12 protein-coding genes are annotated in these 12,164 nt (G+C 43.8%); 7 read left to right on the plus strand and 5 right to left on the minus strand.

The window, feature by feature from the left end; translation table 11 throughout:
* The first annotated feature begins 219 nt into the window (after positions 1 to 219).
* The 4 genes from BDD26_RS00765 (at position 220) to BDD26_RS00780 (ending at position 4,449) form a co-directional block, all read left to right on the plus strand.
* On the plus strand, positions 220 to 861 hold the full coding sequence (locus tag BDD26_RS00765) for a lysophospholipid acyltransferase family protein (RefSeq protein WP_038261706.1): 642 nt from the start codon (positions 220 to 222) through the stop codon (positions 859 to 861).
* Positions 858 to 1,802, plus strand: a complete 945-nt coding sequence (locus BDD26_RS00770) for a phosphatidate cytidylyltransferase (RefSeq protein ID WP_115825304.1) — start codon at positions 858 to 860, stop codon at positions 1,800 to 1,802. Before BDD26_RS00765 ends, BDD26_RS00770 begins: the two co-directional genes overlap by 4 nt.
* A 417-nt stretch (positions 1,803 to 2,219) precedes the next feature.
* A complete protein-coding gene (pfkA, locus tag BDD26_RS00775; protein WP_115825305.1) occupies positions 2,220 to 3,197 on the plus strand; it encodes a 6-phosphofructokinase in 978 nt (325 codons plus the stop codon).
* 268 nt (positions 3,198 to 3,465) lie between these two features.
* Positions 3,466 to 4,449: a sulfate ABC transporter substrate-binding protein gene (locus tag BDD26_RS00780; protein ID WP_176551347.1), complete on the plus strand. Its 984-nt coding sequence runs from the start codon at positions 3,466 to 3,468 to the stop codon at positions 4,447 to 4,449.
* An 84-nt stretch (positions 4,450 to 4,533) separates the two neighbouring features.
* Here BDD26_RS00780 and tpiA read toward each other — a convergent pair whose 3' ends face one another.
* Together tpiA and BDD26_RS00790 are read right to left on the minus strand one after the other, a co-directional pair.
* Positions 4,534 to 5,301, minus strand: a complete 768-nt coding sequence (gene tpiA / locus BDD26_RS00785) for a triose-phosphate isomerase (protein WP_115825306.1) — start codon at positions 5,299 to 5,301, stop codon at positions 4,534 to 4,536.
* A 132-nt stretch (positions 5,302 to 5,433) separates the two neighbouring features.
* Entirely contained in the window at positions 5,434 to 6,054 is a 621-nt protein-coding gene (locus BDD26_RS00790) for a DUF1454 family protein (protein WP_115825307.1), read from the minus strand.
* A gap of 79 nt (positions 6,055 to 6,133) precedes the next feature.
* On the opposite strand from BDD26_RS00790, the gene BDD26_RS00795 reads away from it, so the two are divergent.
* A complete protein-coding gene (locus BDD26_RS00795) occupies positions 6,134 to 6,580 on the plus strand; it encodes a DUF805 domain-containing protein (protein ID WP_038261688.1) in 447 nt (148 codons plus the stop codon).
* 123 nt (positions 6,581 to 6,703) lie between these two features.
* On the opposite strand, the gene fpr is transcribed toward BDD26_RS00795, so the two are convergent.
* A complete protein-coding gene (gene fpr / locus BDD26_RS00800; protein WP_038261685.1) occupies positions 6,704 to 7,450 on the minus strand; it encodes a ferredoxin--NADP(+) reductase in 747 nt (248 codons plus the stop codon).
* A gap of 380 nt (positions 7,451 to 7,830) precedes the next feature.
* Here fpr and emrD point away from each other — a divergent pair, with 380 nt between their 5' ends.
* Positions 7,831 to 9,018 carry a multidrug efflux MFS transporter EmrD gene (emrD, locus tag BDD26_RS00805; protein WP_115827469.1) on the plus strand — a complete coding sequence of 396 codons (1,188 nt, stop codon included), beginning with the start codon at positions 7,831 to 7,833 and terminating at the stop codon, positions 9,016 to 9,018.
* A gap of 139 nt (positions 9,019 to 9,157) precedes the next feature.
* Here the strand turns inward: emrD and glpK are convergent, their stop codons facing one another.
* Both glpK and BDD26_RS00815 read right to left on the minus strand, forming a co-directional pair.
* Positions 9,158 to 10,681 carry a glycerol kinase GlpK gene (glpK, locus tag BDD26_RS00810; RefSeq protein WP_038259710.1) on the minus strand — a complete coding sequence of 508 codons (1,524 nt, stop codon included), beginning with the start codon at positions 10,679 to 10,681 and terminating at the stop codon, positions 9,158 to 9,160.
* 62 nt (positions 10,682 to 10,743) lie between these two features.
* A complete protein-coding gene (locus tag BDD26_RS00815; protein WP_115825308.1) occupies positions 10,744 to 11,541 on the minus strand; it encodes an MIP/aquaporin family protein in 798 nt (265 codons plus the stop codon).
* 323 nt (positions 11,542 to 11,864) lie between these two features.
* Between BDD26_RS00815 and zapB the strand changes: the two genes are divergently transcribed.
* A complete protein-coding gene (zapB, locus tag BDD26_RS00820; protein WP_038259707.1) occupies positions 11,865 to 12,107 on the plus strand; it encodes a cell division protein ZapB in 243 nt (80 codons plus the stop codon).
* The last annotated feature ends 57 nt before the right edge of the window (positions 12,108 to 12,164 follow it).

Here is a 12,164-nt window from a genome sequence, read left to right on the forward strand (position 1 = left end):
TATGAGAAATTGCTTGCGGATTTACTGGATTTAATTGAATTTATTAGCTGTTTACACATCATGTACAGGCTATCTGGAGCCTTGTCATACCTGAATAAGCTATAGGCCTGTTGTTATCTCAAACAATCTTGATTATCTTACTTTCTTGCAAGCCTTTAATTAAACAAATCTTATCACTGTTACTCTACATAAAAATAAATAGGGATAGGGATACCCTGTATGAAAAAAACTCATAAAATTAGCTTCATGTCAAAATGCATGGGAGCAATGTTATCGGGTCTGTGTCGTATCTTGACTGGTGTGCGGGTGCGATGGATAGGCTGTCAGCCTTCGACCAAAAGTCGTATTTATTATGCTAATCACACCAGCCACCTTGACGGATTAGTAATTTGGTCCGGGCTTCCTTCTGCGTTGCGTCATCTGGTTCATCCGGTTGCCGCCCGTGATTATTGGGATAAAACCCGTCTACGTCGTTATCTGATGCATAAGATATTTTGTTCGGTTTTAATCGAGCGCCAAGGTGAGAATACTCACAAAGAAGAAGTTCTTGCACCGTTGGAGGGGATTCTGGAGCGAAAAGAATCTTTAATTTTCTTTCCAGAAGGGACTCGCGGAGATGGTGAACAAATCAATCCATTCAAGAGCGGTTTGTATTATTTGGCCCGTAAGTATCCTGATGCTGAACTCGTTCCGGTTTATCTGGAAAATTTAAATCGCGTTTTACCAAAAGGAAAGATATTGCTGGTGCCAATTATTTGTTCGGCCAGATTCGGTCAGCCATTGGATAAATTGGCTGAGAATGAAAGTAAAGCCGCATTCTTGCAACGTGCCCAGGCTGCTTTGGAGGAGTTAATGTTATGATGGGGGTAGGCTATAATTTGATGCTGTTGTTTGGCGGTATATTTGGTGCATTAATTATTGCCAGCGTGATTGGTGGGATTTTGTCATTCCGTTATGCGGGAGAAAAGCGTAATGCGACTATCGATAACCTGATTGCCCGCATTCGTGGCTGGTGGATGTTGTGTATCGTTTGTGTACTGGCTGTGGTTGTTGGGCCTGTCGGGTCAGTTATATTATTTGCTGTTATGTCTTTTTTTGCCTTGCGCGAATTTATCACTTTAACTCCGACTCGCCGTGGTGACCATGAGGCTTTATTCTGGTGCTTCTTCTGCTTTATACCTGTGCAGTATGTTTTGGTGGGCATGCAGTGGTATGAGCTGTTTTCAGTATTTATTCCTGTTTACGTGTTTCTGTTTTTACCTGCCCGCATTGCTGTGGTCGGTGATACCACTCGTTTTTTGGAGCGCACCGCAAAAATTCAGTGGGGTATGTTGGTAACTGTATTTGCCATTAGTCATGCACCCGCTTTGTTGATGTTGGATATTCCTGAGTATCACGGTCAAAATATTGAGTTATTGTTGTTCCTGATGATCGTGGTGCAGATGTCTGATGTTTGGCAGTACGTGTTCGGGAAATTATTTGGTAAGCGGCCAATTGTGCCGAAATTAAGCCCCAAAAAAACGGTTGAAGGGTTTATTGGCGGTATTTTGGTTTCGGTATTGCTGGGGATGTCACTGTATTGGGTGACGCCATTTTCTCCGTGGGAAGCCGGGCTGATGTCATTGGCTATTACACTGATGGGGTTTATCGGCGGGTTATGTATGTCTGCAATCAAGCGTGACAGCGGAGTGAAAGACTTCGGTGAAATAATTGAAGGTCACGGCGGCATGCTGGATAGAATCGATTCTCTTTGTTTCTCTGCTCCTATCTTTTTCCATCTAACGCGCTATTTTTATACCTGAAATAGACCATTCTGAATGATCCTAAGAACTGTCGCAGATAAGCATAAATTATGATTGATGGTTCAGTACTGCTGCATTGGCTGTGACAGTACTGGACTGTGTTGTTGATTGAAAAAATTTTTGCGGGATAAGTGTTTCAGGGCCGATATTATTTATTCACCAGAATCCTTGCCTATTGTGCCGGTGGCACGTAAAAATTGTTGGGATTGATGGGAGAATTTATTCATAATCAAAAAATCGTCAAAAAGCAGACAAAATATTAATGCAGACTGAGTATTTTTCCGTATCATGGGCGCTGTTGAATCAATTCAGCTAATGAAGTGACAATCAGGTTTGGTAAAACCACCGTAAATCTTCCCGTCAGGGAAGGCAGTCAGCAGATTGGCAAATATTACACCTATAAAATCAGAGGTCATCATGATCAACAAGATTAAAAGAATCGGAGTCTTAACGAGTGGCGGAGATGCGCCGGGTATGAACGCCGCTATTCGTGGAGTTGTTCGTGCCGCTTTAACCGAAGGGTTAGAAGTTTATGGTATTTATGATGGCTATCTGGGGTTGTATGAAAACAGGATGAAGAAGCTCGATCGCTTTAGCGTTTCCGATATGATTAATCGTGGTGGAACGTTTTTAGGATCAGCGCGTTTTCCTGAGTTCAGAGATGATAAGGTGCGGGAAATTGCTATTGAAAACATGCGCAAAGGTGAAATTGATGCGCTGGTGGTGATTGGTGGTGATGGCTCTTATCTGGGAGCGAAAAAGCTGACTGAGGCAGGTTTCCCATGTATCGGTCTGCCCGGTACGATCGACAATGATGTGGCGGGAACAGATTATACTATCGGTTATTTTACGGCACTGGAGACGATTGTTGAAGCGATTGACCGTCTGCGCGATACCTCAACTTCCCACAAACGTATCTCTATTGTTGAGGTAATGGGACGTTATTGCGGTGATCTGACACTATCCGCAGCGATTGCCGGTGGATGTGAGTTTATTGTCCTGCCTGAACGTGAAATTCCTTTTGATCGTGAAGAATTGTTAGCAGAAATTAAAGCTGGTATCCAGAAAGGCAAGCGTCATGCCATTGTCGCTATTACTGAACATGTTTGTGATGTAGATGAGCTGGCAAAATATATTGAAACAGAAACACGCCATGAAACTCGTGCAACGGTATTAGGGCATATTCAGCGTGGTGGTGCGCCAGTGGCTTATGACCGCATTCTGGCATCACGTATGGGGGCTTATTCTGTCCAGTTGTTACTGGAAGGTTATGGTGGTCGCTGTGTTGGTATCCAGAATGAGAAACTTGTCCATCATGATATTATTGATGCGGTGCAAAATATGCAGCGTCTATTTAAGAAGGATTGGCTGGAAACAGCAAAAAAACTCTACTGATTCCGGCTACTCTTCTTCCTTACTAGTAAGTTCATTTTTCAGATACAGCCATATGATGTCTATATGGCTGTTCTTTTTGTTTGTTCGTCATATTCCTGTTGTGAATAAGTGGAAATTTTAAATTATTTCTGCGTCAGAACGCTTTCTGTCAGTTTTTATGGAGAAAATCATAAATAATTTAGGAGAGCATTTTACGATGATTACGCAATGGGAGATTATGAAATGGAAGATAATGAACTGGAGCACGAAAAGGTATTTTGCTCTGATAATGTTATTGCTGGTCATGCTGACAGGAGGAAAGTCGTGGGCGAAAGATGTGCAACTCCTGAATGTTTCTTATGATCCGACGCGTGAGTTGTATCAGCAATATAATCAGGCATTCAGTCAATACTGGCAGCAGAAAACCGGGGAACAGGTAACGATCCGACAATCACATGGTGGTTCAGGCAAACAGGCAACTTCGGTTATTAATGGCCTTAAGGCAGACGTCGTGACATTGGCGTTGGCATATGATGTGGATGCGATTGCAGAGCGTGGCAGTATTGCCAAAAACTGGCTCCAGCGTTTACCGGATAATTCCGCGCCTTACACATCAACGATTGTTTTTCTGGTGAGAAAGGGGAATCCCAAACAGATTAAAGATTGGTCAGATTTGATCCGTCCTGATGTTTCTGTTGTAACACCGAATCCCAAAACGTCCGGTGGTGCACGTTGGAACTATCTGGCTGCCTGGGGATATAGTTTGGTGCACAATAATCAGGATCAAGCTAAGGCAAAAGCGTTTGTGAAAGCGCTGTATAAAAATGTCGAAGTATTGGATTCTGGCGCTCGTGGAGCAACCAATACTTTTGTCGAACGTGGGATCGGTGATGTACTGATTGCATGGGAAAATGAAGCATTGCTGGCGATTAATGCTTTAGATAAGGAAGGTGAAGGAAAATTCGAAATTATCACTCCAGGCACTTCTATTCTGGCAGAGCCAACGGTGGCTGTTGTCGATAAAGTCGTTGATAAACGAGGTACACGCGAATTGGCAACTGAATATCTGAAATACCTTTATTCACCGATTGGACAGGAAATTGCCGCAAAAAATTATTATCGTCCCCGAGATAAAGCCATTGCAGAAAAGTACCGTGCTGTTTTCCCTGAGTTGGAATTATTCACAATTGATGAGGTATTTGGTGGCTGGAAAAAAGCACAGAAGGAGCACTTTGTTACTGGTGGCATATTTGATGAGATTATCCGGCGCTAATAATGGCTGGAAGAAATAAGAATTAAAAGAATAACCGCGACCAGATAACTCGGTGGCGGTTATTTTGTCACTGTTTGAGGCGTTTTAAGCTTTTTTCGCTTCCGCAGCCGCTTTCACGATAACAGCAAAAGCATCAGCTTTCAGTGATGCACCACCAACCAGAGCACCGTCGATGTCTGGTTGGGTAAATAATTCAGCCGCGTTGCCAGCGTTAACAGAGCCGCCGTATTGGATGATAACTTGCTCAGCAATGGCTGCATCTTGTTTTGCGATGTGATCACGAATGAATTTATGGACAGCCTGGGCTTGCGCAGGTGTTGCTGATCTGCCGGTTCCGATTGCCCAAACTGGCTCGTAAGCAATGACGGCACTTTTGAAAGCTTCTGCTCCCAATGTGTTAAGAACAGCATCAATTTGGCGTGCACATACTGCTTCAGTCTGGCCCGCTTCGTTTTCCTGTTCGGTTTCACCAATACACAGAACCGGGATAAGACCTTGTTCTTTCAGGACAGCAAATTTTTTTGCAATGAACTCATCTCTTTCTTTGTGGTAAGTGCGGCGTTCAGAGTGGCCGATGATAATATATTTTGCGCCCACGTCTTTCAGCATTTCTGCGGATGTTTCGCCTGTGAATGCACCAGAAAGGTTAACGCTAACATCTTGTGCACCCAGAGCGATACGGCTGCCGGCCAGTGCACTTTTTGCCAGAGAAACATACGCAGTTGGTGGTGCGATAGCGACGTCACAGCCGTCAACGTTGCTCAGTTCTTTACGCAGGCCTGCAATCAGGTCGTTAACCATGTGGGTACTGCCATTGAGCTTCCAGTTACCCATAACTAATGGATGTCGCATATTTTTCCCTCCAACCAGAAAATAATCAAATTGCGAACTGAATTAATATTCTTCAATGAATGGCTTCATGCCATTTAAGTGGAAGGCCGACAGTATAAAGATCATCGGCCAGAATAGCTCTGCGCTATGTCACTAATTTTCATTTACTGGCACGTCAGATAGCGATAGCTTAATCGGTTCAATAGCGAAGGTCATTATATTTTCGCTGCTTTTTACGATGATATAGCGTATTGCTCCCATTTTCCGGCTGTAAAATGACTGTTTTTCTGCCGTCTTAAGGAGTTTCTCTGTTTGTTCTTTAATTTGTTCTGGAGAAAGTGTTGGTTCAAATTGGCCGATCAAGGCAACGATATACTGTTTGGTCAACAAAAGGTTCCGTTCTTTTTCCTGCTCATTTTGGGATGGCAGTAAAGTAATTTGCAGGCTTTTGATTTTTTCACTGCCTCTCTCCAATACGGCTGAAGAGTAGATTTTTTCATTGATCTTACTGGCTGCGCGGATAAAAGGCAGTGAGATATCTTTGCCCGCAATGACTTTATATTCATGCAGAAGAGTTTCAGGGTGTTTTTTGTTGTATTTTTCCCGGAATGTCGGGATGGTATCTTCAAAAGCCGGGGAATCTGGCAAGAGATACATTAGTTGCGGGTGCACATCTGATGTGACAGAAGGCTCACCCGCAGTGGTTGAGAATGGTAAACCGATGCTAAAAGCGATTAATATTGTCACCAGAAGTTTATTTATGTCTGTTTTCATGTTGTTACTCGCCGAGTGTCAAGCGCGGAAATAAAGTGTAAATAGCAGAAAAACAGCATCCACAATTGGAAAAGAGTATATGACATTACAACAATGGGGATTCTCATTCAAAGGTCGTATTGGGCGACGGGAATTTTGGATCGGAATCGGTATCTGTTTCGCTCTGATTTTTATGCTCCTGACTTTGCATGGAATGAATGTTCTCCCCATGAATTATGCAGCGGTAACCACGGCCTTGATATTGTATCCGACAACAGCAATTTTTTCGAAACGCCTGCATGACCGCAATAAACGTGGTGGATGGACGTTACTGCTGGCATTGGCCTGGGTGTTACTTTCCCTTGATTGGGGCGCAATGGCACCGATATGGCAATGGGGGATTGGCCGTTTTATTCCGACGCTGATTTTTGTCATGATTATACTGGATTGCGGTGTATTCCGTGGAACAGAAGGGCCAAACCGTTTTGGCGAATCGGCAGAAAGGGTTGATCACATTTCTGCTGACAATCCGGTACAAAAACGTTAATTAACTGTTTATATCTAATAGATTTATATACCCAACAGATTTCAAGATACCGCTAATGAAGCGGTGTCTTGAAAGATGAAGATCATTGAAGAGATTATTAGAAGTAAAAGCCATGGTTGGTCGTTACCAGTATTGTTCGCTGGTAACATGGCCCGGTTTACGGCGCAAGTGTTTTTCCATACCGCGTTGTTCTTTCAGAAGTTGCCGGGTATCTCTGACCATCTGAGGGTTTCCACACAGCATCACGTGGCTGTTTTCTGCCTGCATTGATAAACCGACGGCTGCTTCCATTTCACCATTTTCAATGAGTGCCGGGATCCGCCCCATCAATGAATTCTGGCATTTTTCCCGACTGACGATAGTTTGAATCCGCAGTTTTCCCTGAAAAGATTCTTCTAATTGCTGCATGAGTGGTAAATAACTTAAATCCTGCTCCAGCCTGACGGCATGCACCAGAACGATATTTTCAAATCGTTCCAAATCATTCCCTTGCTGAAGAATGGAAAGATAAGGCCCGATGGCTGTCCCGGTCGAGAGCATCCACAGGTTTCGGCAGTCAGGTATTTCATCAAGGATAAAAAAACCTGCCGCTTGTTCTGTGACCAGCAATTCATCACCTTTCTGCAAGGCAGCAAGTCGCGGACTGAGTTTTCCTTCCGGCACTGTGACTAAATAAAACTCAAGATTATCGTTATTGGGAGAATTGACGTAAGAATAAGCCCTCTGGATGCGCTCCCCCTCAACTTCAAGAGCAAGTTTTGCAAATTGGCCAGCAGTGAATTTTTCTATTGGTGCGCGTAGCTTGATACTGAATAACGAGTCTGTCCAATTGATTATATCTGTGACTTTTCCTGTAACCCAGTTTGCCATTGCATTTAGCCTCTCTACACGATACGGAGTGAATAACAAGACGGAGTGAATTGGCGCTCCTTTGGCGAGATTTTACGTGATTGAGAGAAATAGCCTTATCGATTACGTGTCACAGTCCAATTGACTATATTTTTGCTGTATTATCGGGTTTATATGTACACTTTTATTGACATTTATGGAGAATATGACTGTCATTTTTTCATATTATAAAATTGTATACTGCTAAGAAAAAATATAAATTGACCGGGAAAATTCAATCTAATGAAGTCAGTACGTCAGGTTTGTTTATTAACAACCTGGGGGCTTTGTTATTGCTGTTATTCCTTAAATGAAACAGGATACACGAGTATTTTGTTTAAATAACATTGTATGTGAATGCGATGAGAAAAATATTACATTTTAATTTATTGCTGATGTTAATTGTGTTGGCCGCTGTCGGGCAGATGACCCAGACAATTTATGTTCCAGTTATTGCAGATATGGCGAATTACTTCGGGAAACCGGCGGGCGAAGTACAGCGTGTCATGGCGGCGTACTTATTCTCTTATGGGTTCTCACAGCTCTTTTATGGGCCATTATCGGATAAAATTGGCCGTCGTCCCGTTATTTTGACAGGAATATCAATTTTTCTGGTTGCCACAGCTTGTGCACTGTTTTCCTCCAGTTTATCAGTGCTGGTAATAGCCAGTGTATTTCAAGGCCTGGGCACGGGGGTCGGAGGGGTAATGGTGCGCACTATGCCAAGAGATTTATACACGGGAGCAGAGTTGCGTTATGCCAATAGTCTGCTGAATATGGCGATATTGGTCAGTCCTTTATTAGCGCCGATGGTAGGCGGTATCGTAGGCCATTATTTTGGTTGGCGTGCTTGCTATTTGTTTTTATTGCTGTTAGGGGCAACTGTAACTTTGTTTTTATTCCGGCATTTGCCGGAAACCCGCCCGGAGCAAACAAAACAGAGCACGATGCTGGTCTCTTTCCACCAATTGTTATCCAATGGAGTGTTTGTTTCTTACCTGATTATGTTGGTTGGTAGTCTGGCGGGTGTGGCTGTTTTTGAGGCTAGCAGCGGGGTTTTGATGGGCGCTGTTTTAGGGTTGGACAGTTTAACTGTCAGTATTCTGTTTATTCTGCCGATCCCTGCTGCATTTCTGGGCTCATGGTATGCAGGGCGTGAAAACAAAACGTTTTATCAATTAATGTGGAATTCCGTCATCTGTTGTTTGTTAGCAGGAGCGTTGATGTGGTTGCCAGGATGGTTGGGGATTATCAATATCTGGACGCTGTTGATCCCGGCTGCATTGTTCTTTTTTGGCGCTGGTATGCTGTTCCCGCTGGCAACGACGGGGGCTATGGAGCCATTTCCTTATCTGGCTGGTGCAGCGGGGGCGCTGGTGGGAGGATTACAGAATGTGGGTTCTGGCGTGGCTACATGGTTATCGGCGATGTTGCCACAAAACAGCCAGTTTAGCGTTGGTATGCTGATGTTCTTTTTGGCTCTGCTTATTCTATTGTGCTGGTTGCCAATTTCTCAGCGGATCCAGCATCAGGAACATACAGTCGGATAAAGCCGGGCAACATCGGTAGGCAAATATCGAGGTTAAAAAGCTCTGACAGAGCAGTACTGCCACGTCAGAAGTATTGTAATGTCAGAGCTTCATGTTTCAGTGCGGGATTTATTTCACCTTAATGGAATGGCTTGTTTTTTTAAGCGCGGTCTTCCCATTCTTGAGCGCGGGCAACCGCTTTTTTCCAACCGTTGTATTTGTGATTACGTTCTGTAGTTTCAATACTTGGACGGAATTCTTTTTCGATGGTTGCCTTACTCTTCACTTCGTCAAGATCTTTCCAGAAACCAACGGCTAAACCAGCAAGGAAGGCGGCTCCTAAGGCTGTACTTTCGCGTATTTCAGGGCGTTCGACACGGGTGCCGAGGATGTCAGCCTGGAATTGCATCAAGAAGTTATTGGTAACCGCACCACCATCTACGCGCAGTGCTTGCAGACGTGTACCAGAATCGGCCTGCATTGCATCCAATACATCACGGGTTTGGTAAGCGATGGATTCGAGTGTGGCACGAATAATATGGTTGCTGTTTGCTCCACGGGTCAGGCCGAAAATGGCACCTCGGGCGTAAGGATCCCAATAAGGGGCTCCAAGACCGGTAAAGGCCGGAACAACATAAACGCCATTACTGTCTTTTACTTTTTTAGCGAAGTATTCGGAGTCTGCTGCATCTGCAATAAGTTTCAGTTCATCACGCAGCCACTGAATAGATGCACCACCTACAAATACGGCACCTTCCAGTGCATAGTTGACTTCACCTCGTGGCCCACAAGCGATGGTAGTCAGCAGACCATGATTGGAGCGTACGGCATCGGTTCCTGTATTCATCAGCAGGAAGCAGCCTGTGCCATAAGTGTTTTTTGCCATGCCAGGATGGACACATAACTGTCCATAGAGCGCAGCTTGTTGATCTCCTGCGATTCCTGCGATAGGAATACGAGTACCGCCTTTACCACCGATGTTGGTCTGACCATAAATTTCAGAAGATGTTGCAACTTTTGGCAACATAACGCGAGGAATACCCAACTCATCAAGGATTTTCTGATCCCAGTCGAGATTATGGATGTTAAATAGCATAGTACGGGAAGCGTTGGTGTAATCGGTGACATGCACGCGACCTTGTGTCATTTTCCAGACCAGCCAGGTATCAACTGTGCCGAATAACAGTTCGCCATTTTCAGCACGCAGGCGGACACCTTCAATATTGTCCAGGATCCATTTTATTTTTGTACCGGAAAAATAGGGATCGATCACCAGGCCAGTGTTATGACGGATATATTCTTCCAGACCTTCTTTTTTCTTCAGTCTGGTACAAATATCTGCTGTCCGGCGACATTGCCATACAATGGCATTGTAAACAGGTTTACCTGTCTCTTTTTCCCAGATAATAGTTGTTTCTCGTTGATTAGTGATGCCAATACCGGCAATCTGATCTGTGTGGATATCTGCTTTTGCCAGCACTTCGACCAATGTTGAGCTTTGGCTGGCCCAGATCTCCATTGGATCGTGCTCTACCCAACCTGGCTTAGGGTATATTTGTGGAAATTCACGTTGTGAAATACAAACAATATTAGCGTCGTGATCAAGTACTACTGCCCGTGAACTGGTTGTCCCCTGATCCAAAGCAACGATATATTTTTTATCAGTCATATTTTCTGTTGTCATAACTAGAACCTGGTCTTATTCAATAATTTTTTATCTGTTATCATCTGCCAAGGGTAGCAAAACTAAGCTCCACGGGGTAAATGGCAGGTAATCAGTTTGCGGTAACCAAATGCGCCCAGAATTGCACCAACAATGGGGGCTATCAACGGAACAAGGAAATAAGGGATATCCCGACCACCAGTCAGGGCAATATTTCCCCATCCGGCTAAATAAGCAACTAATTTAGGGCCGAAATCACGCGCAGGATTCAGGGCAAATCCGGTCAGGGGGCCAAAAGAGCCACCGATAACAGCAATCAAAATACCGATAATCAGTGGCGCCAAAGGGCCACGCGGAATGCCATTTCCATCGTCTGTTAGTGCCAGAATCAGGCAAAGCAAAACAGCCGCGATGACAACTTCAACGATAAATGCATGGAATACGGAAATTTGTGATGCAGGGTAAGTGGAAAATACTCCAGCCGTGAAAAGACTTTCTTGTGATCCACGAACAATGTTGTGAACTTGCTCATAATCAAGGAAAAGGTTGTAATACATCATATAGACGATAGCTGCGGCGACAAAACCACCTAACATTTGGGCAATGATGTAAGGAAGTACTTTTTTTCTGTCAAAACTGGCAAATAGGCATAGAGCAATGGTTACTGCTGGATTCAGGTGTGCACCAGAAATTCCGGCTGTAAGGTAAACAGCTAGGGCAACACCAAAGCCCCAGATGATGCTGATTTCCCATAGACCCAGTTGCGCTCCTGCAAGACGGGCAGCAGCAACACAGCCTAAACCGAAGAAAACAAGCAATGCAGTACCCAGAAATTCTGAAATACATTGACCTGATAATGTTGGAGTGGTGGTCCGACTCATTTCTATATCCTATAAAAAGTACAGAGAGGAGATTAATTATTAGTCCTTTCTTGCTGCGTTCTGACTACGCAGAGAAAGGCGATGTGAATTTATCGTTAATGAGCGGAAACGAGAAATAGCGAAATTGAAATCTGCGTGTTGCGTCAACAAAATGAGCGAATTCGCATTTAATTGTGGTTTCATTGATCGTTGAAATGTGATCTTATCTCTATTTAGGATTAGTCACTATATTTTTCGCTATGCCACATATTGGAAGTATGAAACTAGACAGTCGTTAACAGGCTAAATACAATCAAGGCATTGCTTATAAGAGGGGCTCGAGAATGTCATTTGAAGTTTTTGAAAAGCTAGAATCTAAAGTTCAGCAGGCAATTGATACCATCACTTTGCTGCAAATGGAAATTGAAGAATTAAAAGAAAAGAACGCAGCGTTATCTCAGGATGTCCAAAATGTGACAGATAGCCGTGATTCGCTGGTACGTGAAAATGAACAGCTCAAACAAGAACAATCAGCATGGCAAGATCGCTTACGTACCTTGTTGGGTAAGATGGAAGATGTGCAGTAAAGTATCCGATTGTTTTGCGGAAAAAGGGCGATAACTGCGCCCTTTTTTATGTATCGT

It is taken from the genome of Xenorhabdus cabanillasii, from assembly GCF_003386665.1.
GTDB classification, from domain to species: domain Bacteria; phylum Pseudomonadota; class Gammaproteobacteria; order Enterobacterales; family Enterobacteriaceae; genus Xenorhabdus; species Xenorhabdus cabanillasii.